Genomic DNA, 23,625 nt, shown 5'->3' on the forward strand with positions numbered 1-23,625 from the left:
TCGGTCTTAAAACGTGCGCCCGCGAAATTTTGGAACTCACTGAATGCTGGCGTTACCTATGCACTGTGTGACTGAGATCTACGACGGCTCTCAAGCGCCCCATTCGAATTAGGAGAATCAGCATGAATATGGCAATAGGTAGTTCTGGTGCCAGCGGTGTTTCCGATATCAAGACAGATAGTCTGGATCCTCAGACGCGATTGATGGCCATTTGTTATGCGTTGCTAGGGTTGCTGGATGAGCGGATGTCCAGCCAAATGGAAGCCATGACGGCACGGAACAACAATGCCGGCAAACTAAAGGACGTATTGGCCGGCGTGAACGGCGCTGTAGGAAAATTTGCTGCCGACGCGAAGCCGGACACGACGATTGCCAAAGGATTGCCTGATGCGGATGTCGACAGCCTGCCTGACCTTCTGACTCAGGCCGGGATGCCGGAATTGGCACAAAAAGTTAGAGACCGTACCGCCACTAAAGGTGAACTGGAAACCGCAGCTTCCAAGGTAACGGGGCAGCTCGACAGCGGCACAGCGATCGCACAGTTGGAAATGTTCACGCTGCAATCGACCTTTGGAAAGCGCACGCAGTTTTTTGAACTCATGAGCAACACCACTAAAAAAGAGCAAGACAACAAGTCCGCCATCATCAGCAACACGCGTTGAGGCGACCTGCCTCGGCCCCGGATGCAAATTCTCTTGTTGTTCGATGGAACTTGTCTGGTCTTGACGTTACTCATTCCCATTCTTTGTGAAAAGGCGGTTCTTTATGTCAGCGGCGATACGGAAAGCGACAGAAATGCAGCAGGCCACAGAGCAATTACTCATCCAAGTTCGCGGTGCAATAGCCAACACGGACCAATTTTTTCAGGATCAAGGCTTGGATCCTGCCCGGGCACGCAGCGTGCTGTCGTCTTATGTCACAGGAGATCTCGCTGACGATATCTCCGCCGAGTTCGAGACGGCCTTGCGTGACATCAAGCAGGACGTCGACAAAAGGAAAGCCGAGATTCGTCCTGAGCAGGATACGGCAGGTAAAGGCCCAAAGCGCTCACGAACCATGGTCTAACGAAGCCGCATCTCATGACAAGTCAATCTGTCCACGGCATCGACCCAGACGCGCGGGGCGTATCTGATGCGCTCTCACAGTTGCTGAAATCAGGCGGCACACTGGGCGATGCCTATTGGGGAACGACGGTAGACGAGCGCGAAGCGCTGTATCGCATGGGCTATGGCCTATACGAGCAGGGGAGATATAGCGACGCGTTCAAGGTATTTTCGCTGCTTGTGATGCAAGACCACCTTGAGCCTCGCTATGTGTTTTCCCTGGGCTGCTCATGCCAGATGCTCGAGCGTTATACCGATGCACTACAGCACTACATGGTTGCCGCAGTCGCATGGGTGGAAGATCCACGCCCCATCTTGCACGCCGCGGAGTGTCTGATTGCCATGTCGCGCTTTTCCGAGGCCAGGGACTCTCTCGCGCTGGTGCTGGAAATGTGCGCCGACGATACCCAAGGCCCTGCGTTCATGCGGGCGCAGGTGCTGCGACTTGCCCTTCAGCGCAAGCAACCCACTAAAGACGGAGCGTCCGATGATGGTCTCTAAAACGAATGTCAGCGTGACGGGTTCCAGCCTGGATGGCTTGCCCGCCACGGATTTTATCGGCACGGTTGATCGTGCGGTGACGCAGCAGGCCCGACTGGATGTCCCTGCCGATGTTGCAGAACAGTCCTTCGCGGACTCCCTATCAGACGACCTGCTTCCGGTCCCCGAGTTACCAACGCATTTGGACGCTGTCATTTCGTCAACGCAAGCCTCGCTGAGCGACCTCACGACAGAAGATCTCAGCATTGATATTTATTCCATCCTGGACTTGTTGCTGCGTATCGCGATTGACCAGCGTGTTCGCGATCGCGATATCAGACAGACCGAGATCCAGAATCAGGTTGCCAACCAGTACGACGCGGCCGACGCCATACTGAGCGAATCAAAAAACCGCAAGTGGGGGCAGATTGCTGCGGCGAGCATGCAATTGGTAGGCGGCGTGGCGATGACGGCGAGCGGAGTGGCTTCCGGCGTCTTTAGTGCCAAGGCGGCGACTACGTCGTTAGATATTGCGAAATTGGAGTCGGGTTCTGACGGGGCCAGAGCGTTACAGAGCACGGTCGACCGATTCAATGGTCTGGCGCATATGTCGACGGCGTTTGGCCAGGGCGTATCGGGCATCACGGGGGGAGCGGGCGGCGTCGTACAGTCTGTCGCCGAGGGTGAGGCGGCGAAGTTCAGCGCCGAAAAAACCGAGCTCGACGCTACCTCGCGCGCGCATGATGCCAGGGCGCAGCAGCTCAGCGACGAGATGCAGCAGATGATGGACATCATCCGTGACGTGTTGCAAAAGCTGCAGAGCATGGAACAGTCACGACTGCAAACCAATCAGGGCATTGCCCGCAATATCTAGTCCACATGGAGCCCTGAAATGTCGGTTTCGCCACCTAGCTCGTTCGGCTCCTCATTGGCATCGGCGTCAGATAGTGAGTTCGAGCGGCTTTTCCCGGACGCTGCGAGTGCAAAAAAAACGACTATTTCGGCGACGCTTAACGATATTGCCCGGCTATTGGCCGATGCGCATACCAGCGATAGACCCCTAGGGGAAAAAGGCCAGACTGACGACGGGATATCCAATGATCACGGTGCCCCATCGCTCGCGTTGCCCTCACTTGCCCTTTCTCCAGACGATATGTTCTCGGCGATAGTCAGGCTCAGCACCAAAATGCAGCAAGAGCGGTTGGAAACACTCAAGGACAACGTCCTGGTGAACAAGTCCAAGATGGACAAGAATCTGGAGAACACACAGCTGAATTCTCAAGCTTTGCGGGCCAAACTCGTGGAGGCCGACAAAAGCGAAAAATTGGGCAAGATATTCGGTTGGGTTGGAAAGATCATGGCCGTCGTTGTCTCCGTGGCGATCGTCGCCGTGACAGCTGTCGCCGCTATTGCCTCCGGAGGTGCCGCAATCCCCTTGTTGGCGCTATCGGTCATGGCGTTGATTGGCGCCACGATGTCGCTTGCCGACCAGGCCTCAAAAGAACTCGGCGGACCGGAAATCAGCCTGAGCAACTTGGTCAGTAGCGGATCTGTCCAGCTGCTGAAGACTTTTGGTGTGGAGCAGGACGAAGCCGAGAAAATCGGAAAAGTGCTGGTAGGGGTGGCTGCGGTTGCGCTGCCTGTGCTGTTACTGATCGAACCCCAGATGGTAGGAACGATGGCAACGGGCATTTGCGAGTTGGCGGGAGCCAGTCCAGAAACGGCGGCGATCGTGGGTGCCGTGGTGGGTATGGTCGCCGCGTTCACGGTGGGCATTGTGGTTGTCGTGGGTTCCGGAGGGGTAGGCGCCGTGCCGTCCGCAATGGCGATCACCAATGGGATTGTCCGAAGTGGCGGCCAGGTGGTGCAAGGGGGGACGATGATGGCCACGGGAGCAATGAAAATTTCCACCGCGGTGACTACAGCGCAGGCCAGTGAAATCCAGGCCGCTACCTTGGAGCTCAAGGCGAACAAGCTCGTCGCGCAGAAATGTATAGAGCAAGACCAGGACACCATGCGCAATGTCCTCGAACAAGTCCAGAACAGTATGCAGGCCGCCAGCCAGATAATCAGAGACCTGTATGCCAGCCTGTCGCAGATATCGACCAATATCGGCCGGCGCGCGCCGGTTTGATTCTCATCGCGAGAGCATCATGAATAAGACGACATCGATTGGGCGTTCCGCGCAAGGTCAGCACTTGTATGACAGCCTCGAGAACCTTCCCTCCACCAAGCGCTTTACGCGCGACCAACTTGAGCTGATCTATGCATTGGCTCATGCCCATATTGCGCAGGGTCAGTACGATCGTGCCTTACCCATATTCGCCTTTCTTGCTCAATACGGCCCAACGCGTCGCCACTATCTGTATGGGCTGGCACTTAGTCTACAGATGCTTGGCCGTCTGGATGAGGCCATTGGTATGTATTCCCTTTGTACGACGCTATTTCCTGGCTCGTTCGAGGCCACACAACGCATCGCCCAATGCCACGTCGGTGCGGGGCGACGAGATGACGCCTGCCGTACGCTGGAGAGTCTGCTGCGAGAGGCACAGACAGGCGACAACCTCGAGCTGGAGCGCCGGGCGCAGGGCATGTTGAGTCTCATCACCAAACGCGATCCGGCATGACACAAAATGCATAGCCCTGAGGATCGAGGGCCGTCATCGGAGGTCGGCACATCCGTTTCGGGTGAGACAGCCATCGTACTTTCTGCCGAGGACGCCAAGCTGTTGACGGAGGTCGGATTTCTGGCGGCCGATCAAGGCGACGTAGCGAGTGCCGATGCAGTTTTCGACGTCTTGTGTCGCCTGCGGCCGGACCGCGCTTACCCTTGGCTTGGAAAGGCCTTGGCACGTTTCTATGCCGGTCGTGCCGACGAAGCCGTCCTGTTCCTCGAGCGGGCGTCCTGCCTGGATAAAGACGAGACGGGTGTGTTGCACGCTTGGCATGGTTTGGCTCTGCAACTCGCGGGTCATCATGCTCAGAGCCGAGCGCTACTCGAGCGGGTTGCCCCAGGCCACGGACCGGGACCTCAATTAGCACGAACACTTTTGGGTCTACCCAAGGAAAATTAAGCATGGATATCTCCAGTTTGGCAACGGTTGCACTGGCACCCGCGCTGTCAGTACCCGCGTTGCCGGCGGTCGGCTCAACCGCAGCGACCGAGTTGGTCACACAACGCTTCAATGCGGTCATGAGCGCTCCCGATCCCGTTTCCGTGGCGACACCCGCTTCACACATGGGTTTACCCGACCATGTACTGGCGTCGTCCAACGAGACGAAAACGTTGGGGAATCAAATTCTGACAGGGCTGCAATCCGCTTCGGCCGACTACGCACAAAAGTGGCAGAACGTGACGGCGGGCCTGACGGACCTGGCTCGCCAGCCTTCGACCGCGAGCATGCTCAAAGTGCAGTCCGAGATGTTGCAGGTCTCCGTCCAGTACGAGTTGGTGGGTAAGGCCGTCGCACGCAGTACGCAGAATATTGACACTTTGGTCAGGATGTCTTGATGGTGTACAGGGCCTTTGAGCAATCCGCAGCAGCGCCGAGTGCGCCGCTCAGGATGATGCGCAGATTATTTCTGGGCCTGATCATGTTGCTGACTGCATGTAGCGCACGCGTTGATCTGTTTTCTTCGGCCAGTGAGGGCGAAGCCAACGAGGTGTTGTCGGTACTGTTGGACGCGGGCATGAACGCCGCAAAAAACGTCACTAAGACGGGTGTGGCCGTCTCGGTCGAGGGGCATGATGTGGCTCGCGCGCTGGATATCCTGCGTACGCGTGGGTTGCCGCGAGATCGATTTGACGGGATGGGACAGATATTCCGCAAGGAGGGCCTGGTTTCCTCTCCCTTGGAGGAGCGGGCTCGCTACGTCTATGCCCTGTCCCAGGAGCTAGCTGGGACGCTGACCCAGATGGATGGTGTCGTGACGGCACGCGTACACGTCGTGCTGCCTGAGCGTGGCGGTGTCGGCGAGGACGCCACTCCCTCAACGGCGGCTGTTTTTATCAAACACCAATTGGGCTACAACCTGGACGCCTTGCAACCACAGATTCGCAAGCTCGTCACGCATGCGATTCCCGGTCTGACCGAGGATCGGGTGTCTATCGCTCTGGTCGCGGCGCAGCCTTTGATCATCAATCGCGAGTCGCCGGCATCTCTGCACCAAATACTCGGTATCGAGGTCACCGAAGGCTCGACGACGCGGCTGATCTTCGGCTGGGCCGTGCTGGGAGGGCTGGTGCTCTTGCTGACAAGTGCGGTCGGCTATCTCCTTTGGCGCTACCGTTGGTCGACCAAGGCAGATAGCGTACCAAGGAACCAAGGTGTGCTCAGATCAACGAGGCAAGCGAATGAACCGACGCTGCCTGAAAGGGGAAGTTCGTGATCGAGCCAAGCCTATTTTCAGGGCGAATGTTGGAGTTTAATTTTCTACCCAGCCGAACGCTGCATCCAAGTCGACATGCCGCGTTCGCCACACTTGATCTGACCCCGTCGACATCGATGACGAGAGATTGGCAACGCATTTGGCACAAGCATTGGTCGCGCCACATTCTGCGTAGGCTGGATTTAGGGATGGTGTACGAGACTCATCACCCGGAACTCGCGTTGGGGCTATTGCCCGTGGCCAGTCTGACAACCTTGGCCCGTCGCGTGGGTGCTGTTTTGTGTGGTCCTTCGTTGAGGCAAACGATTCTGGGCCCACGGGTGCGGGCGCTAAGAGCATCCCTCGGAAGTGATCTATTGAGATTCGTGCAACACGATACCGTGCCGTGCGGCGCTCATGAGTATGACGGCGGCGCAGCGTTGATGCACGAGAGGGATATGTTGAAAGTACTGGAGTCCCTCGGATATGGCTGTTTACTACGTTGCGTCAGCGGAGCCCCGGCGCAGGTGATGCGACGTATAGAGCTCAAGCTACCCAGCGATGTGCGGGAAAGTGATTCGCCATTGACTGCCGAAGCGGCATGGGAGTTGTGTCTTGCGGTGCTGAAAAAAATGGATGCGACATGGTGTTCCTTCTTCCACGAGATCCGTTGATACCCCTTTCTCCCTCGAGTGAACTGCCGAGACTGCATTCGGGCGTTCACGTGTTGCGCGGTGTCGATCGGTACGCGTGGACAGAGGCACAATCCCTGCTGGCACATGCCCGAACCCAAGCCGAGGCCATTGTTGCGAGCGCTCAGGCGGCGTTCGACGCCGAGTGCGCGCGTGGATACGCAGAGGGCAAAGCCTCTGCGTTGTTGGATCAAGCTGAAAAAATGATCGATACCGTCGGTCGTACCGTCGATTACTTCGCCGGCGTAGAGAACACGATGGTGGAGCTCGTGATGCAGGCTGTACGCAAGGTCGTCGAGGGGTTTGATGATCGGGAAAAAGTCATGGCTGTCGTGCGCAACGCTCTGGCCGTCGTACGCAATCAAAAGCAGATGACACTGCGTTTGCATCCCGACGAGGTCGAGACGGTACGCAAGTGTGTCAACGATCTGTTGGTGGCGTATCCCGGCGTCGGCTATCTGGATATCATCGCCGACGGTCGTGTGTTGCGCGGCGCTTGCATTCTCGAAAGTGAGATCGGCATGGTGGAGGCCAGTTTGGACGGGCAAATTGAGGCGTTGCGCAAAGCGTTTGAGCGCACCTTGGGTAGCCGAATATAAGCACGTCACACGCCAGAGGAAGAGAGATTGCGGCAATTCGACTACATCAGCGAAATGATGAGCCTGGCGATGCAGGATGCACCGACCTTGCGTATCAAGGGGAAGGTCATTCAGGTGACGGGCACCATCATTAAAGCCGTCGTGCCGGCAGTAAAGGTCGGCGAAGTCTGCATTCTGCGTAATCCGGGCGACGATTTCGAGATGAAAGGCGAAGTCGTTGGCTTGATACGCGATGCGGCGTTGCTGACGCCGATCGGAGACATGTTTGGTATCTCGACTGCAACCGAAGTGATTCCGACGGGGCGTGCGCACCGGGTACCGGTCGGCCCCGGACTGCTGGGACGGGTGCTGGACGGATTGGGGCGGCCACTCGATGAAGCGGAGCACGGTCCACTAGAAGCCAGCAAGTTCTATCCGGTTTTCGCCGACGCTCCCGATCCGCTCAAACGTCGAATGATCGATCGTCCGTTGGACCTGGGCGTGCGCGCGTTGGACGCCCTTTTGACCTGCGGCGAAGGCCAGCGCCTGGGAATATTTGCCGCCGCGGGGGGCGGCAAGTCCACGCTGATGGGCATGCTCGTGAAAGGCGCTGCCGTTGACGTCACGGTTGTGGCGTTGATCGGCGAGCGTGGTCGGGAGGTCAGGGAGTTTCTCGAGCACGAGCTTGGGATGGAAGGGCGTCGAAAAAGTGTCATCGTGTGCGCGACCAGCGACAAATCATCGATGGAGCGTGCCAAGGCAGCCTATGTCGCGACGGCTATTGCGGAATACTTTCGCGATCAGGGCATGCGGGTGTTGTTCTTGATGGACTCGGTGACTCGCTTTGCGCGGGCGCAACGAGAGATCGGCTTGGCGGCGGGGGAGCCTCCGACGCGGCGTGGCTATCCTCCCTCCGTCTTTGCCACGCTACCCAAACTCATGGAGCGGGCGGGAATGAACGAACATGGTTCGATCACCGCGCTCTATACCGTCTTGGTCGAAGGAGACGATATGACCGAACCTATTGCGGACGAGACGCGGTCCGTTCTCGATGGTCATATTGTGTTGTCCCGGAAGTTGGCGTCTGCCAATCATTATCCTGCCATTGACGTGCTGGCATCGGTGAGTCGCGTCATGAATTCGGTGGTCAGCGACGAGCACAAGCGCGCCGCCGGTCGATTACGCGAGTTGCTGGCCAAATATCAAGAAGTCGAGCTGCTGGTCAAAATCGGGGAATATAAAACGGGCGGCGACGCCACGACCGATGAGGCAATTGAAAAATATGGCGCGATTACCGAGTTTCTGCGTCAACGCATAGACGAACATTCCACGTTGCACGAAGCGTTAGCGGCAATGCAAGCAATAACGGAGACGGCATGAGTTTGTTCGACGAGATACTTGCCATCAAACGATTTCGCGAGACACAGGCTGAAATTGCCGTGATGCGTGAACGGCAACGTTGTGTCGAGGCAGAGCGTGAAAGCGAGCGGGCGCAGAATCAACTGATGGATTTTCGTTTGTGGGCGGAATCTCGCGAGCGAGACCTGTATAGGCGTCTCTATCACCGCGTGGTGCAGGTGCGAGACATCGAGCACGTATTGCAAGAGGTTGCTTCGTTGCGCACCGATGAGGAAGCTCACGAGGCCGCGGCAAATCGGGCGAAGGAGAACAGGGAGCAAGCCGGACTGGCGTTGCAAGCGTGTCGCGATGCCCATCGGCAGACCGTCAGGATGAGCGGAAAATTTCTTGAACTGACAGACGTCCACATGGATTCTCTCGTTAGATTACAAGATTACAACGAGGACCTCGAACTCGAGGAGGTGGCGTCGCTGGCGTGGGAGCGGGTTGAATGGGGCGAGCACGAGGAGGTCGAGCGGATATGAGAGCAGAACGCGATCAGAGAATGGGCTCGGCTCAGTGTGAGCCAGCCCGGCTGACAGATAAGCCAGAAGGGCAAACCACGTTGCCCTCTGCCGGAAAATTCGATGCCCATGCCCACGAGCGGGCCTTCTCTGAGGCGTTAGCGCCCGAAGATGCCAGCGATCAGGATGAGGCAGTACCGATGCCGACGCCCTTTGACCTATTTGGGGAAAGTAAACCCGTATCGACAGCCGAAGTGGCGACCCCTCAGTCTCTGAGTCTGATCGAGCTAATCGTCGACACCGTGCAGCGTCTTTATGTCTCACGAGACGGAACAGACAAGCGTCGGATCAGCATGGATCTGGCCGATGACGTTCTGCCTGACGTCACCCTTTCAGTATACGAGGAGGATGGCCGTGTCGTTGTCGATTTTGAGTGTGCCGATGAGCGTTCCCACCTGGCGTTGTGCGACATTTTCGAAAACCTGGCCTCCGAGTTCGCGAATCAGATAGAACGGGCTTCACGCGTATATGTACGCACAGACGACTCAAGCGCCGCACATATCCGCCAAGCGGATGGCGATCCCATCCTTGACGCACGGGGCGAGAATCATGACCTCTGAAGCCGCGCACACCTTACCCGTACTCACGTTTCTTGCGCCCGCCTTGCCACGACTGACGCGCACGGAGTCGCAAGCCCTTAGCTTGATTGCCAGGCACGGCGCGGCGATGACGTTGAGCTTGCCACCGCTTGACGGCGAGGTACTTTCGTTGCCCACGATGACTGCAGATGGAGAAAGTGGAGGCGCGTCCATTTGGCAATTGGGATTTGCCCAAGGACAGACCGATGTACTGCGGGCCGCCTGCACGATTCGAAGAGATCTGGCGTGGGCCGGTGCCCAGTTTTGCGTGCATCTAACGAATGCGGCGATCTCTGCCTGGATAAATGGGAGTCTGGCGGGGATTCCCACGGACGCGTTAGACGAGCCCATGCAGGCGTTTGCGATAGAGACGCTGCTGACACAGGTCTGCGCAGCCATCGATGTGAACAACGTTAATGGCCGCCCAGATGTGACGGCGGAAGGGCTCGTAGACCATTCGCTGCCCCACTCGTGGGTCGTGACCATCCGGCATGAGGCGACTCGTCAGGTGGCGTATGCCGTGCTGGAGACCGATGCGTTGGGTCTGATGCTGATCGCCAATCTGGTTCAGCAGGTGCCCTCTGCGTTGAACGGCCTGGATGATCACAAGTTGCCGGTAACGATAGGTGTCGATCTGGGCTGGACGGTGCTTAGCGCTGCGGGACTACGTGAATTGCAAGCGCAAGATACGGTTTTTATTGATCACTATCGGGTGACGCCTGGGGGTGACTTATGGCTTGTGGCCGGCGCTCAGGGCCTGTGTGTTCGGCCGCAGGCTGATTCGTATTGTGTGACTCAAAGTTGGACTTCGCTGATGAATGAAATCCCAAAGTATCCGGATGCTCAGGATGAGCGGGACGACGATCTCGACGATGAGCGTGCTACTGACGAGTTTGTACAGGTGTTTGATGCGGACGCGGTGCCTGTACGGCTGACCTTTTCATTGGGCGAACGTCAACTGACGCTGGGCGAGTTGCGTCGCCTGCAGCCGGGCGAGACGTTCGACTTGTCGCGCCCGCTGGCGTCCGGACCTGTGATCATCCGGGCCAATGGCGCATGGGTGGGAACGGGGGATCTGGTCGAGATCGAGGGCCGAGTCGGCGTGACGCTGCGCGCGCTGGGTGTGCCCGAAGCATGAACGTCGATCCAATCACCCTGGCGGTTGTTCTCGCTCTAGTGGCGTTGGTGCCGTTGGCCGCGGTGATGACGACATCATTCTTGAAAATCGCGGTCGTATTGGCGCTTGTTCGTAACGCCCTGGGGGTGCAGCAGGTGCCCCCCAATATGGCACTGTACGGATTGGCGCTGGTGCTTTCTGCTTATGTGATGGCGCCAGTTATCAACGAGATAGGCGCGAGCCTTCGACACGATTCCGCAGTCTATTCCAACGAGTCGAGAATCGCGCCGCCAGACGCGTCGACGGTGCAACTGACCGGCATCTTGCGTGCGCTGGAGAACGGCGCGGCACCGATGCAGGCTTTTATGCTCAGAAACAGCAACCCCGAGCAGCGTGATTTCTTTATGCGAACTGCTCAACGTTTGTGGGGTGCCGAACAGGCGAGCAAGTTACAGGAGACCGATCTGCTGGTGTTGATCCCCGCTTTTTTGGTCTCCGAGCTCACGGCCGCCTTTCAGTTGGGATTTCTGTTGTATCTACCGTTCATCGTCATCGACCTGATCGTATCGAACATTTTGCTCGCTATGGGCATGATGATGGTATCGCCGGTCACGATATCGATGCCGTTAAAGCTATTCCTGTTCGTCATGGTCGATGGGTGGACTCGGTTGATCCAGGGTCTCGTCCTTTCTTATCGTTGATGGGGTTGGCATAAAAATGCAAAGTGTCGATATCGTGTCGTATATGACGCAGACGCTGTACCTGGTCTTGTGGCTCTCTATGCCGCCCATTGCGGTGGCAGCGATTGTGGGAACCTTGTTTTCGTTGTTTCAGGCGTTGACGCAGATCCAGGAGCAGACGTTGTCATTCGCCATCAAGCTGATCGCGGTGTTTGCCACGATTCTATTAACGGCGCGCTGGCTCAGTGGTGAGCTCTATAACTTCACGATCTTGATATTCGATGTTTTGCATCGCGTCTAACGGAGCGCCCAGTCAACGATGATAGATGGGACGAACTATGCTCAAGCTCAGTTGTTTTTGGGCACTCTGGCGCTGACGCAGCCTCGCATTCTGGCGCTCTGCGTGATGTTACCGATATTCAATCGGCAGGTATTGCCGGGCATGTTGCGCTATGCCGTTTCGGCAGCATTGGGGCTGCTGCTGGTGCCTATGTTGATGCCCGAGTACGCCCGCCTGGATTTGCATGCGCTGGCGCTTATCCTGATCATCGGGAAGGAGGTCTTTATCGGACTGACCCTGGGTCTGCTGGCGGCTATTCCATTCTGGGTTTTTGAGGCAGTGGGATTCATTGTAGACAACCAGCGTGGCGCGAGTATGGGATCCATACTCAACCCCGCCACGGGCGACGACTCGTCTCCGTTGGGCATTCTGTTTAACCAGGCATTTATCGTGTTCTTTCTGGTCAGCGGTGGATTCGCGCTGACGCTGACCATGGTGTATGACAGCTATCGCTTGTGGGATCTTTGGAGCTGGACGCCGACGTTGAGTCGAGAAAGCGCGCCGTTGATTTTGGACCAGTTTTCCCGGCTCATGCGTATGACGTTGCTGTGGGCCGCGCCTGCTGTGATCGCCATGTTTCTGGCCGAACTTGGTCTAGCCTTGGCAAGTCGATTCGCGCCGCAACTGCAAGTGTTTTTTTTGGCCATGCCCATCAAGAGCGCGCTGGCGCTGCTGGTGCTGGTGTTGTACATGAGCACCTTATTCGAGTACGCCCGTGACACCAATGATGATGTGCTTACGATTTTGCCGTTTCTTGATGATCAATGGCGGGCGCCATGAGCGGAGAAAAGACCGAACCGCCAAGTCACAAAAAACTGCGTGACGCGCGACGCAAAGGCGACGTTGCACATAGCAAGGATTTTACGCAGACGCTGTTGATTTTGAGTTTGTTTGGCTACATGTGCCTGAATGCGGGCAACATCACCGAATCGTTGGGCCGCCTGCTGTTGATTCCCTCTACGTTGGTGAGTATGCCGTTTTCGGTCGCGTTGCCCACCGCGCTGGCGGCGGCGCTTAAAGAGGCTATCGGCGTGGTGTTTCCTTTTGTGCTGATTGTGTTGCTCGTCGGACTATTTGCAGAGTATCTGCAGGTGGGGTTTGTGCTCGCGTTCGAGAAAATCAAGCCATCCGGAAAGAAATTGAATGCGCTACAGAACCTTAAAAGTACCTTCTCCAAGAAAAATCTCATCGAGTCGCTCAAATCCCTTATCAAGATAGTTTTCCTGTGCGTGCTGATCACGATCGTCATACGCGATGAGTTGCCCGAGCTAATGGCAGTACCTCGTACCGGTTTGGAAGGCCTGGGGGAGTCTGTTGGAAGCATGATGGCGACCTTGCTGCTTAATGTGGCTCTCGTCTACATCATCATCGCGATCGCCGATTTTGTCTGGCAGCGGATGCAGTATCAAAAGGGCTTGAAGATGAGCAAGAACGAGGTCAAACAGGAATACAAAGAAATGGAAGGCGACCCGCTTATCAAGCATAAGCGCAAGCACCTGCATCAGGAGATGGCCATGCAAGGTGGCGCACGAGCCGTGCGAAGGGCTTCGGTCGTCATTACGAATCCTATCCATTTGGCCGTGGCGCTCTATTACAAGATGGATGATACGCCGCTGCCTCAAGTGGTCGCCAAAGGCGAGGGCGCCGCGGCGGAAACGATAAAACGTGTCGCAATCGAAGCCGGTGTTCCCGTGCTGGAGAACGTTCCGCTGGCGCGGGCATTATGGAGCACGGCGCAGGTGGAGCAATTTATTCCCGCGGAGCTGCTGGAACCTGTCGCGCAAGCGCTGCGTCTGGTGAGAAAGTTGACCGACGGTACGGAGGCTATATGACCCCAAAGGCTCATCCTTTAATCGTGGACTACGCCGCGCGTCACGACATCCTCGTGCCGCAGCCGTTTCCTGGCCGCTTGACAGTAGTGGTGGACGACAAATACCGCGTGCACTTGCAGGCCACGCAACAAGGCGCCGTGGTCTTGCTTTCCCGGCTGGTCAATGTGCCCGTCGAGGGGGTGACGCGCGACGACTGGCTGTGTCAGGTTGGCAGCTTGGCGGTGGGTGCGCTGAGCGCCTACGCGGCGACGTGTGTGATCGATCCACGAGAAACCAGCCTGTGGTTGCAGCAATTGGTGGCACCGTCAATCGACGCTTCTATGGAAGAGTCCATGGCGCAATTTGTGAATGCGTTGTCGTTCTGGGTGGGTGCTTTGGGGCGTCTCAGTTGAATTATTTTCGTGGCGTGACAGGAGTCCGAGTGTTCAAGCGATCTATCTTGGCAAGTCTGTTGTCATTTAGTATGGTCAGCGCCGGGTCGGCCGCGCCGAATTGGCCGAACGTGCCCTACAGTTATTATGCAAATCAGGAAAATTTGCCCGCACTGTTGCGCGACTTTGCAGGCGGCTTTAGTTTGGCTCTGCAAATGGGCCCGAATGTATTAGGTACGGTAAACGGAAAGTTCAACACCAACTCCCCAACCGAATTCTTGAATCGACTGGGTGGGGTGTATGGGTTTACGTGGTTCGTCTACGCGGGGACCCTGTTTATCAGCCGAAGCAATGATATGAAGACCCGGTCCATCAGCGCGATGGGCAGCTCGATCTCCGCCTTGCGTGCGGCACTGGATCAATTGGGCGTTTTGGATCCCCGCTTTGGCTGGGGAGAGTTGCCGGATCAGGGCATTGCACTGGTATCGGGCCCGCCGGGTTATGTCGATCTGGTCGCCCGTACGGTGGCCGCGCTGCCGATGGGAGCGGGTGGCCAAGAAGTCGCGGTGTTTAAACTCAAGCATGCGACGGTTAATGATCGTACGGTTACCTATCGAGACCAGTCGGTGGTGACCCCGGGGCTGGCAACAGTATTACGTAACCTGATTATGGGCGATAGTGGTGGTGCGACGAATGAAACGTTGTCATCCATTGCCGCGCCGTTACGAGAAAGCCCGCCGCTATTTCCGGTGGGCTCGGATGGGACCGAAGCGGCGAACGTCAAGAGCTCGCCGGCGGGCACCGGATCTTCCTCCCCCAGCAGAAGCCTGCGCTTTCGCGAGCCGACTGTACAGGCAGACGCTCGTTTGAATGCCATCATTGTTCAGGATATTCCTGATCGCATTCCTATCTATCGTGAGTTGATTGAACAATTGGATGTGCCGAGCACCTTGATCGAGATTGAGGCCATGATTGTCGACGTGAACTCTGACTTGATCAGTGAGTTAGGTGTTTCTTGGGGAGCACTTGTTGGCGATACCTCTTTAGGTTATGGAAACTTGGCGCTCGCACCTAATGGCACCTTGCCGATCGACAGTGCGGCAGGGATATCTCCTGGCACGATAGGCCTGAGCGTCGGAAGCACATTGGCTTTACGCTTGCGGGCGTTGCAGACCAAGGGGCAAGCCAGTATTCTGTCTCAGCCGTCGATTCTGACGACGGACAATATGGGTGCCTTGATCGACGTGTCTGATACATTTTATGTTCAGACGCGTGGTGAGAAAGTGGCAACGGTGACGCCTATTACGGCAGGCACGTCGTTGCGCGTGACCCCCCGTTATATTCCGAGTGCCGAAGGCATGCGCGTGGAGTTGACCATCGATATTGAAGATGGCCGTATTCAGCAAGAGCGTCAAATTGACGGTTTACCTACGGTACGGCGCAGCAATATTAGTACCCTGGCGGTGGTGGGCAATGATCAGACCTTGTTGATCGGAGGCTACAACAGTAGCCAGGACACCGAACAGGTCGACAAGGTACCTTTTCTGGGAGACATCCCGGTTTTGGGTGCGCTGTTTTCCAATCGCGCCAAGACGTCGCTGCGTCGCGAACGGTTGTTTTTGATTCGGCCACGAGTGGTCGCGATCAACGGCAAACCGGTGCCTCAATCATGGGCTGAGAATGTGACGAGATTGCTTAATCTGACTTGGGACGAACGGCGCCCAATGATGGGAGGGGACGCTTTGGAGTTGGCCGATCAGAACGAAGATACGCGCATCATTCGGCGACCGATAGGGGGCGCCAACGAGGAAGCGCCCATCCGTGCCGCAGACTACATATCTAACGACAATCCTTTCTGATGTAATTTTGCGCGTAGCGCGGTACGTGCCCGAGACAAACGGCTGCGTACCGTCCCTATGGGAACGGATAGCAGGACAGCGGCATCTTCGTAGGAAAGTTCTTCCATGCCAACGAGCAGCAGAATCTCGCGCATATTGGCGGGGAGTTCGCTGATGGATTCATGTAATAGCGCCATGGTTTGATTTTGGGCAAGCTGCGCTTCGGGCGTCAGATCCGACGAAGCCTGCATATCCAGGGCCGCGTCGCTGACAAACTCGTGACGGCGCTCTGGGGCGCGAGACAGGTAATTGCGTACCAGGTTCAGGGCGATGCCATACAGCCAGGATGACAATTGAGATTCGCCACGAAAGGCTCTATACGATGCGGCCGCCTCGACAAAGGCTAGCTGAGCAAGCTCTTCGGCTTCGGTGGCGTTGCCGATATGTTTCATGATGAAGCGCTGCAAGCGGTCTGAATGCTTGAGTACTAGTTCATGAAGCAGGGCGGTGTCACCGCTCTTGGGGAGATCTGTGTCGTCGGATCCGGTCACTGAGGTTTAGCCTTCTGTGGGACCAGCAGGGGGCAAACAAGTAGAGGCCAAGGTTGGCTCGATACCGTTACTATAAATATCAGACTAACACAGTTTATTTATTTTGTTATCGTTATTAGTGTAAAAATGTTGCAATAATTATATTTATTAGTAATAAGAACTGCAACGTTTATGTGCTGATTTGTCACATCAGCTGTGCAGTAGGAGGCGATCAGGGGGATGTTGGTCTCAGTCGCGCTGGGGCTGTTGCAGCAATTCACGCAACCATTGGTTGGCAGTCGCCGGAGAGACCGGGCTTTGTCCTGTGGCGTAAGCCTGTTCGAAGCGAACGTGCATGGCTTGATCCAGGCATTGACGTTGTTCGGTGGTGACGGTTGAGGGATCGACGTTGACGTCGTGACAGGCTTGCTGAAACGCTGAGGTATTGGCCACGGACGATGTGCCGATACGCGACAAAAAATCAACCCCGGATAAGGCATGACGTGAGGTGTTTGCCATATCGACCGCGGCTTCTACGCTACGTGACGAGAGGGCTTTGCCGGGGTTCGGCATGAGCCCGAGCTCGCGGGCGACGGCGCTGGCAATGCCAGGACCATAGGTGTGTTCGAGGGCTCGGGTAAACATAGAAGTGGTATCAACGTCCGGGGTCAACCACGCGACACTGCGGCCCTGCGGAGTGCTTCCCAAGCCAAGTACCTGACGTTGTTCGCCATTGACGGTGACGTAAACATGTTGGCCAGCTTTTGCTGCTTCGGTAAACGTTTCAAGGGATAGCAACGGTGACGAGGGTGTAACCGATGAGTTATTCATGCTGCCTATTGAGGGGCTTGTATGGGGTCGGGTTAACGGAGAAGGGCTGAGTTTTACCTAACCTGAGTACCGCTAGATCAAAGGAAGTTCCAACTCACTGCACGACATCCGCGTGGTAAATCAATCGTATTGAAATTTACCGTGTCATTATAGGGGACAGTAGAAAAACCTAGTTGTTTTCAAATACTTCGTCGGCGGCAAGCAGGACATCGACAGGGGGGTCAAAGCCTATCAGGCGAGCGGTATACAGGTTGATGGCGAGCTTTTGGGGATCCATCCATATCTGATTGAGTTGACGGGCTTGGGCGCCATTGAAAATGCGTGCGATGCTTTTCGCATAAAACAGGCCGACGTAGGCGTAGTCCGCCTGAGCCAAACTAAGAAGGATGCCTTGTTCGACATACTCGGACCCGAGCATGGCAAAGCTGGGGATGTGAGCCTGACGTAGTATCTGCGCGATATGCCCGGTCGTGGTGTCTGCCGTGCCGATGTGCAGGGTGACATAGGCGGCATCGATGTCTGGCGCCAGCCGCCGGTAGCAGTCGAGAACATTTTTGGACGCTTGCTCTCGGGTGAGGCCAGTCGACCGAGCATGGCAGGCGATAACGTCAAAACCTCGCTCTCGGGCAACTTGCTGTGCGGCGTCGACCGCGCCATAGGTCTTTCCTTCTGGGGTGTTTTCGTACACCAATCCCAGGCGTTTAAACGGCACGATGTCGTGAAATAGCCGGACCTGTTGTTGATGGTGCTCTGGTTGGACTCGGGCCAGTAGGTTGTCCAGGCCGCTGTCGGCGGGCGACTCCACGATGTGGGCGCTGACAGCGTCGCTGGCCGCCGCGACGATAGTGGGTACAGGCGCGTCGAGCGTGACCATGTCTTGCCCTGCCCAGGTTCCCATGGCAATAATCAGGTCGATGTCCGACAGGGTCGACAGGCGTGCCATGACGGCATCGCGGACTTTGGGACGCTGTTCGGCGTCAAAATGCCCTGGCTGCCACCAGGCATCGTGAACGAATTCCAGATAGGCGCTCGTCGTGTGTTCGGCCAGGAATGCCCATAATTGTTCGCTACTCAGATCGGCTGGTAGCTCAGGTGTCGATAGCCAGCCGAGCTGAGCCAGTCCCTGGACAATAGCTCGCAGCGTGCGGGGATACTCCGTATGCTCTCCGCTGCCAAGGTAACCCAGTCGCCATTTTTTTCCGTCGGGCCGAAGTGTGGGGGTCACTGCACTGACGAGTGGCTGTCGTGTAATGGACGACGGTGCATTACCGGGGGCAACGGAAGCGGCCCTTGTAGGCGTGCCGGCTACCGCCGTGCAAGTCATCACGCCGGCGACATGCGAGACAAACAGCAGTATGGCGATGCGAGTCAATAACGTTTTCATTTTCTGCAGAGCGCAAGGAGAGTAATGTCGTCAATCTGTTCGGCGCCCGCCGCAAAGGTGTCGACATCACGGACGAGACGTTCGGTTAGCCGTTCGGTCGAGGTTGTCGGATGGGTCAGTGTTTCAACCAGTCGATCATTGCCGTATTGTTCGTTGCACCGGTTCACGCACTCGGTAACGCCGTCCGTATAGGCAATGAATGTCTCTCCGATTTGCAGTTGCGCGGCGTAAGTCCGGTAGGGCATGTTTTCCTGCACGCCGCAAGCAGGTCCGCTGCGTCCCGCCAGTGTGCGCACGGCACCACATGCATCGATAACCATGGGTGCCAGGTGTCCGGCATTAACCCATATCAGTTCGCCAGTGGCCATATCCAGAACGCCCACAAGCAAAGTGACGAACATGACATTTGGATTGTTTTCGGCCAATCGGTCGTTGACCTTGTGCACGATGCGGGCTGGATCGACTTCGTCTTCGGCCGTGGCTCGTATCAGCGTACGAGTGATGGCCATAAACAGCGCGGCCGGGACGCCTTTGTCCGATACGTCGCCAATGACAACGCAGAGTTTTCCGTTTGACAGAATAAAGTAGTCGTAAAGGTCGCCGCCGACCTGTTTGGCGGGCCGCATCAATGCGTGCAGGTCGACACGCTCTTGTGCGACACGAGACAGCGGAATTGGCAGTAGACCCAGTTGAATCGCCCGGGCGATATTGAGTTCGCTCTCGAAGCGCTCTCGGGCGACAGTTTCTTTCATCAATCGGGTAATGTTCTCGCGTAGCTTGCCGTCCATATATAAAAAGGCCGCAGCGAGTCGGCCGACTTCGTCCTGGTAGCGCTCAGGCAGGGCGGCGATGTGTATTGGAAAGCGGTCTTCCGCATGCAGCGCCTGCTCGGGGAGCTGGTGTGCAAATCTCGTCAATGTCTTGAGTGGCCGAACGATACGCGCGGCGAGCAGCCAGGCACAGAACAAGGCGATCACTAGCATGGCCCCGAAAATGACGGCTTGATTTCGGAGAAGTTCGCGCGCGGGCGCGGTTAAATCGCCTTCGGGCACCACGGAATATATCGTCCACTGCAATGGAGAAAATCGCACACGGCCCACTTGCCAGGGCCCCTGGGCACCGTCGATACGTAGCATCTGGAAATCCGTTTGCGCAGACTCGGTCAGACGCTGTCGAAATGGTTGGCCATTGTTGAAGAGACCATTGAGTAGACTGGTGTGGGTGTCTGGTGGCGGTACCACCATGCGGCCGTCGTCGGCCACGATGAATACAAACCCGGAATGGGCCAGCCTGAGCGGCGATAGCGTCTCGCGCAAGGACTGCTCCATCTGCGCACGATGCGCCTCGATCTGACTGATCACTGCCGCTGTGCTATCGCTGACGGCGAATACCCAGTTCCAGGGCCGGAAATAGCCAAAATAGGCATAGCGCGTTTTGTCGTCGGAGAGCTCGGTCGGCTCGTTGGACGAGCGTATCGAGGCGCGCGGACTGCCAGGGCGGCGGTAGATTGCAAAGCTGTAACCGGAGTCACGACTTTCGTCCAGCACAGACTGGGCCAGCGGTCGGTTTTTAAAATCCCGTAGCTCGGAGAGATCGTGACCGATCATGCCGGGTAGACCGCTGGCCAGTACGCGATGCTGTGCATCAAAAATAAATGCATAACGATCGTCATCGAGGTGGAGGTCATTGATCCAGCCGCGAGCAAGTGTTTGGGCGATTTTTTCCGTCACGATGCCGTCGTCGGCCAAATGGGCATAGGACTCCAATGTCGCAGCGATGACGTCCCCGGTCTGCATAAGCTGGCGCCGCCCGTTGCGCACGACCGATATTTTGTTGTTGAGCATGGCGGACCAACGCGATGCTGCATCATGCTGGATGAGCGACATCACATTGCGGATGGCATGATGCTCGCTACTCATGACGGTATCGGTGACATTGCGCTGCGATGTCAGCATCACGACTATCGCAATGGTGATAAGGGTCCCGGTGACCAATACAAAGATCTTGCTATGTAGCGTCCGGAAAGGCATGAAGAAAGAAGAAAAACAAAGAGGGAAAATCGGAGCGGATCGCGCCCGGAAAAGAATGAGAATTAGGTGCTGTCCAACGAGAGTGAGTAACCCTAAGGGGTAATTGGTTCCGTTTTTTAGGTGAAAGCCCAAACCTGAAAGCAACCGAGGTATACGCGGCTTGCGCGCCGCTAGGGTGTGGCGTCAGGCCTTATGTAGCGCCATCATGGGTGTTGATGATGAGCGTCAGATGGTTTTTGTTCTCATGTCTGCGGTACGACATATCGGACAAGTAATGACGCATCAGGTGCAAGCCAAGTCCCCCTATCCGTGCCTCGTCCAACGATTGAGCCAAGGAAAGGGGGGCGGTGCGAGTGACGTCGTAAGATCGCCCGTTGTCAATAATCTCGATGCGTACTTGCTGAGCCAGCAGGGTGCAGCGCAGATGGATGGAGGGAGGGGCTTGATCGCCGCTGCGCCGACCGGCGGTCATGGCATCGAGGGGAGAGAACGCGTAGGAAACGACATTGGTGAGGGCCTCGTCCACGCAAAGTGTGAGGGCAAAAGCAAGCGCCGCCGACCACCGCTCGCGATCACTGATTGATGCTAGCCATCGTGTAGCCGACCTGACGGCATGTACGCCAGGAGAGAGATCAAGCGTATCGGTTTGCTGGAGCATTCTTGCTTTCTGGCGTGAGTGTTGGCGTATCATCCGTCCATTGATCAATTAAGGTGCTTGCGCGCTAGTCACGTTTACGAGGCGATGAAATGGCTCTTGAAATCGATAAGATTGAAGGTGCAGTGGTGGTGTCTGCCGAGGGGCAGATGAATAGCGGCAATGCATCGGCGATTGAAATTGATTTGCTTGCGCAAGTCGATAAGGGCGAGCGGCGAGTGGTGTTGGATCTGTCTCTATTGAGCTATATCTCCAGTGCGGGGTTGAGAGTCGTACTGCTGTTGGCTAAAAGGCTCAAACAGGTGGACGGAAAATTGGTACTGTGCGGCTTACAGCCCAAGGTTCTCGAGGTTTTCGAAATCAGTGGTTTTCTTGGCATCCTGACGGTTGCAGCGTCCCGTGGCGAGGCGCTTTTGCTCCTGCGCTGATCGACGCTGCACCGGGTTCAGGCGGGCTGGGTGTGAAAGCAGGGGTTTTCCCAGTTCTCGAGTTCGGATAGCTGCTTCAGCTCTCCTTTCAGCAAATGGATTTGATGCCGCATTTCGTCAATGAGATGGTCGCGAGTGCGATGTAGTTCCTCTGTCGATATGCTCTCATAATGCGCTGCTGCCAGGTGCGTGCGGCTCGTGATGGGTGGGCTGGTGGCAGTGACGCGATAGGCGAGGTGATGTTTATCGGCCAGCGGGATGGCTTTGAACACCATACCGTATTCCGGAGTGTCCTTCAGTAGCGTCACACGTAGTGCGAAGGCTCCTGTTTTGCCCAGATCGCGCTCGAATTGCATTCCTTTGGTTGCCCTCGGGAATCCCGCATAGTAGTCGAGCACGTGAAATCTCCCTGTGTCGAGGTCATCGACGGAATCCCTGGCATTGAACATCGCACGGGTATAGGCGCAGGGCGCCTGCATTAAAAAGTCATACAGCTTGCCGTCAGGGTCCGCAATCAATAGGCTACCGTCGTCAGCGCGTTGAACGGCGGAGAAAGCCGCGGCGCCGCCAGATGGTGGCTGATCAGCGGCCGAGTCGAAATACCAGGCTAAAGCACGCGTTGTCGTGAGATTGGACGTGACGACGACACGTTCTCTGTCGCCCTGGAAAATCACCGCGCCAGGTGTTGGGGCAGTACTGGACGTGAGCGCATAGGCAATGTTTTCGCCCATGTAGAGCTGGCGACGCACGTCGGCCTGCGATATATCCAGGCCACTGGCACACTCGTAGTTCGCTAAAGCGCAACGGTAGTGGTCATTGACGATGCTGGTACTTCGTCCCAATGGCTTCGTTGTCAGCGCGGCGAGAACGGGTTTCCCCTCTCCTTGGTGGTAAGCGCGCTCGGCCTGATAGGCGGCGTACCGTTCTACCAAGCTCCATAGGGCGGCTATGAAGCGATTCATCGTCCGAATCATGGGCGATAGTCCTTCCGTCACGAAGCTGCGTAGCGACGCCAGAAATGCTGAGTCGGGTAATGGAGCGTCGGTCGTAGGGACCTTGGTCCCGAGCGCTAGGGTCAGTGCGTCGAACGCTTGCTCGAGATGGCAGAGATGCTGCTGGCGCTCTGCGAACATGGTGATGACGCGCGTCATAGCCTGCTGGCGCGTTGTTTCTTCTTTATGCAGGAGCGCCAGTCGATGCTGCAGTGGTTGTATTTCCAGCAGTTTGGTGTCTATCAGCCCGCTGGCCGTTTGGTGGCGCTGTCCATCAGGGATGTTGCGTAGCCTGTTGGCGCCGACGTAGCCCGCGCCAAGCCATGTTGCCGACGATATCAGAAGGTTGTCCGTGAAGCGGCCGGCGATGTAGGGCAGGCCGGTCACGAGCGCGCTCCACCCCAATGTGGATATCGTAACGGAGGCGGCAGCTTGAACCTGATAGTGCCACCGCGTGGCGGTGTCACGCCAACTCAATGTGGCGGCGGGTTGATCCAGCGACAGCGGCATGATGCGTTGGTGGCTGGCGTCCACCTTGCGCAACTGTTCATCCAAGGTTCGTAGCGCTGAGCCAATCTCGTCCTGGAGTTCCCGTAGCGCGGCGCAGTTGCGCTCGTATAACGAAGGTGCGGTATCGGACCGGAGTAGACCGGTGAGGTTGTACTCCTCGGACAGCGGGACTTGCGTGACGGCAGAGGTCGTGTCTTGTTTGTCGCCGTGTGCAGCATGGCTGGCTTCGGCGTTAGGACTCTGGTGCACATCGAAGGTGTATGGATCAAGACTCACATCAAAGGGGTGTTGACCGAAGGAAAAAAATAGCTGCGGTAAAAGGCGCATATTCTGGGTTTCCGAAATTGTGCATTACGCCAATGCAAG

Annotated in this window: 28 protein-coding genes; 22 read left to right on the forward strand and 6 right to left on the reverse strand. The window is 56.7% G+C overall.

Going from position 1 to position 23,625, the window contains the following annotated elements:
- The first annotated feature begins 122 nt into the window (after positions 1-122).
- From ACNAZS_RS07810 to sctC, 21 genes are all read left to right on the forward strand, one after another.
- A complete protein-coding gene (locus ACNAZS_RS07810; protein ID WP_415787913.1) occupies positions 123-662 on the forward strand; it encodes a hypothetical protein in 540 nt (179 codons plus the stop codon).
- Between the two features lie 133 nt (positions 663-795).
- Positions 796-1,065: a hypothetical protein gene (locus ACNAZS_RS07815; RefSeq protein WP_415787915.1), complete on the forward strand. Its 270-nt coding sequence runs from the start codon at positions 796-798 to the stop codon at positions 1,063-1,065.
- 14 nt (positions 1,066-1,079) lie between these two features.
- A complete protein-coding gene (locus tag ACNAZS_RS07820; RefSeq protein WP_415787917.1) occupies positions 1,080-1,604 on the forward strand; it encodes a SycD/LcrH family type III secretion system chaperone in 525 nt (174 codons plus the stop codon).
- Positions 1,591-2,457, forward strand: a complete 867-nt coding sequence (gene sctB / locus ACNAZS_RS07825) for a type III secretion system translocon subunit SctB (RefSeq protein ID WP_415787919.1) — start codon at positions 1,591-1,593, stop codon at positions 2,455-2,457. The genes ACNAZS_RS07820 and sctB overlap by 14 nt, the downstream gene beginning before the upstream one ends.
- A gap of 18 nt (positions 2,458-2,475) precedes the next feature.
- Positions 2,476-3,717 (forward strand): type III secretion system translocon subunit SseC family protein, encoded by a 1,242-nt coding sequence (gene sctE / locus ACNAZS_RS07830; protein WP_415787921.1) that lies wholly within the window; start codon positions 2,476-2,478, stop codon positions 3,715-3,717.
- 19 nt (positions 3,718-3,736) lie between these two features.
- The gene (locus tag ACNAZS_RS07835; RefSeq protein ID WP_415787923.1) at positions 3,737-4,210 is read left to right on the forward strand and encodes a tetratricopeptide repeat protein; all 474 of its coding nucleotides are present in this window, start codon (positions 3,737-3,739) and stop codon (positions 4,208-4,210) included.
- A gap of 6 nt (positions 4,211-4,216) precedes the next feature.
- Positions 4,217-4,657 (forward strand): hypothetical protein, encoded by a 441-nt coding sequence (locus ACNAZS_RS07840; protein WP_415787925.1) that lies wholly within the window; start codon positions 4,217-4,219, stop codon positions 4,655-4,657.
- A 2-nt stretch (positions 4,658-4,659) separates the two neighbouring features.
- Entirely contained in the window at positions 4,660-5,094 is a 435-nt protein-coding gene (gene sctI, locus ACNAZS_RS07845) for a type III secretion system inner rod subunit SctI (protein ID WP_415787927.1), read from the forward strand.
- 53 nt (positions 5,095-5,147) lie between these two features.
- Complete coding sequence (gene sctJ, locus ACNAZS_RS07850; RefSeq protein WP_415787929.1) at positions 5,148-5,972, forward strand: type III secretion system inner membrane ring lipoprotein SctJ; 825 nt, start codon at positions 5,148-5,150, stop codon at positions 5,970-5,972.
- 26 nt (positions 5,973-5,998) lie between these two features.
- Positions 5,999-6,625 (forward strand): SctK family type III secretion system sorting platform protein, encoded by a 627-nt coding sequence (locus tag ACNAZS_RS07855; protein WP_415788858.1) that lies wholly within the window; start codon positions 5,999-6,001, stop codon positions 6,623-6,625.
- A complete protein-coding gene (locus tag ACNAZS_RS07860) occupies positions 6,595-7,242 on the forward strand; it encodes an HrpE/YscL family type III secretion apparatus protein (RefSeq protein ID WP_415787931.1) in 648 nt (215 codons plus the stop codon). Before ACNAZS_RS07855 ends, ACNAZS_RS07860 begins: the two co-directional genes overlap by 31 nt.
- Positions 7,243-7,269: 27 nt before the next feature.
- A complete protein-coding gene (sctN, locus tag ACNAZS_RS07865; RefSeq protein WP_415787933.1) occupies positions 7,270-8,601 on the forward strand; it encodes a type III secretion system ATPase SctN in 1,332 nt (443 codons plus the stop codon).
- Positions 8,598-9,104 (forward strand): type III secretion system stalk subunit SctO, encoded by a 507-nt coding sequence (gene sctO, locus ACNAZS_RS07870; protein ID WP_415787935.1) that lies wholly within the window; start codon positions 8,598-8,600, stop codon positions 9,102-9,104. The genes sctN and sctO overlap by 4 nt, the downstream gene beginning before the upstream one ends.
- A complete protein-coding gene (locus ACNAZS_RS07875; RefSeq protein ID WP_415787937.1) occupies positions 9,101-9,703 on the forward strand; it encodes a hypothetical protein in 603 nt (200 codons plus the stop codon). Before sctO ends, ACNAZS_RS07875 begins: the two co-directional genes overlap by 4 nt.
- Positions 9,693-10,859, forward strand: a complete 1,167-nt coding sequence (gene sctQ, locus ACNAZS_RS07880; RefSeq protein ID WP_415787939.1) for a type III secretion system cytoplasmic ring protein SctQ — start codon at positions 9,693-9,695, stop codon at positions 10,857-10,859. Before ACNAZS_RS07875 ends, sctQ begins: the two co-directional genes overlap by 11 nt.
- Positions 10,856-11,539, forward strand: a complete 684-nt coding sequence (gene sctR, locus ACNAZS_RS07885) for a type III secretion system export apparatus subunit SctR (protein ID WP_415787941.1) — start codon at positions 10,856-10,858, stop codon at positions 11,537-11,539. Before sctQ ends, sctR begins: the two co-directional genes overlap by 4 nt.
- A 16-nt stretch (positions 11,540-11,555) precedes the next feature.
- Complete coding sequence (sctS, locus tag ACNAZS_RS07890) at positions 11,556-11,819, forward strand: type III secretion system export apparatus subunit SctS (RefSeq protein WP_415787943.1); 264 nt, start codon at positions 11,556-11,558, stop codon at positions 11,817-11,819.
- Between the two features lie 18 nt (positions 11,820-11,837).
- Positions 11,838-12,638, forward strand: coding sequence for a type III secretion system export apparatus subunit SctT (gene sctT, locus ACNAZS_RS07895; RefSeq protein WP_415787945.1), 801 nt, complete (start codon positions 11,838-11,840; stop codon positions 12,636-12,638).
- Positions 12,635-13,690: a type III secretion system export apparatus subunit SctU gene (gene sctU / locus ACNAZS_RS07900; RefSeq protein ID WP_415787947.1), complete on the forward strand. Its 1,056-nt coding sequence runs from the start codon at positions 12,635-12,637 to the stop codon at positions 13,688-13,690. Before sctT ends, sctU begins: the two co-directional genes overlap by 4 nt.
- The gene (locus tag ACNAZS_RS07905; RefSeq protein ID WP_415787949.1) at positions 13,687-14,082 is read left to right on the forward strand and encodes a type III secretion system chaperone family protein; all 396 of its coding nucleotides are present in this window, start codon (positions 13,687-13,689) and stop codon (positions 14,080-14,082) included. Before sctU ends, ACNAZS_RS07905 begins: the two co-directional genes overlap by 4 nt.
- A 71-nt stretch (positions 14,083-14,153) precedes the next feature.
- Positions 14,154-15,920, forward strand: a complete 1,767-nt coding sequence (gene sctC / locus ACNAZS_RS07910) for a type III secretion system outer membrane ring subunit SctC (RefSeq protein ID WP_415788860.1) — start codon at positions 14,154-14,156, stop codon at positions 15,918-15,920.
- On the opposite strand, the gene ACNAZS_RS07915 is transcribed toward sctC, so the two are convergent.
- The 5 genes from ACNAZS_RS07915 to ACNAZS_RS07935 form a co-directional block, all read right to left on the reverse strand.
- Entirely contained in the window at positions 15,893-16,450 is a 558-nt protein-coding gene (locus ACNAZS_RS07915) for an RNA polymerase sigma factor (protein ID WP_415787951.1), read from the reverse strand. The two genes, sctC and ACNAZS_RS07915, sit on opposite strands and share 28 nt — an antisense overlap.
- Positions 16,451-16,678: 228 nt before the next feature.
- Positions 16,679-17,260: a BspR family type III secretion system anti-sigma factor gene (locus tag ACNAZS_RS07920; RefSeq protein WP_415787953.1), complete on the reverse strand. Its 582-nt coding sequence runs from the start codon at positions 17,258-17,260 to the stop codon at positions 16,679-16,681.
- A gap of 169 nt (positions 17,261-17,429) precedes the next feature.
- A complete protein-coding gene (locus tag ACNAZS_RS07925; protein WP_415788862.1) occupies positions 17,430-18,584 on the reverse strand; it encodes an ABC transporter substrate binding protein in 1,155 nt (384 codons plus the stop codon).
- 56 nt (positions 18,585-18,640) lie between these two features.
- Positions 18,641-20,599 (reverse strand): SpoIIE family protein phosphatase, encoded by a 1,959-nt coding sequence (locus ACNAZS_RS07930; RefSeq protein WP_415788864.1) that lies wholly within the window; start codon positions 20,597-20,599, stop codon positions 18,641-18,643.
- A gap of 265 nt (positions 20,600-20,864) precedes the next feature.
- Complete coding sequence (locus ACNAZS_RS07935) at positions 20,865-21,332, reverse strand: ATP-binding protein (RefSeq protein ID WP_415787955.1); 468 nt, start codon at positions 21,330-21,332, stop codon at positions 20,865-20,867.
- A gap of 89 nt (positions 21,333-21,421) precedes the next feature.
- Here ACNAZS_RS07935 and ACNAZS_RS07940 point away from each other — a divergent pair, with 89 nt between their 5' ends.
- Positions 21,422-21,757: an STAS domain-containing protein gene (locus tag ACNAZS_RS07940; RefSeq protein ID WP_415787957.1), complete on the forward strand. Its 336-nt coding sequence runs from the start codon at positions 21,422-21,424 to the stop codon at positions 21,755-21,757.
- Positions 21,758-21,774: 17 nt separating this feature from the next.
- Here ACNAZS_RS07940 and ACNAZS_RS07945 read toward each other — a convergent pair whose 3' ends face one another.
- Positions 21,775-23,586 (reverse strand): hypothetical protein, encoded by a 1,812-nt coding sequence (locus ACNAZS_RS07945; protein ID WP_415787959.1) that lies wholly within the window; start codon positions 23,584-23,586, stop codon positions 21,775-21,777.
- Positions 23,587-23,625 lie beyond the last annotated feature (39 nt).

Source organism: Bordetella tumulicola (assembly GCF_965138755.1).
GTDB classification, from domain to species: Bacteria; Pseudomonadota; Gammaproteobacteria; order Burkholderiales; family Burkholderiaceae_B; genus Bordetella_A; species Bordetella_A tumulicola.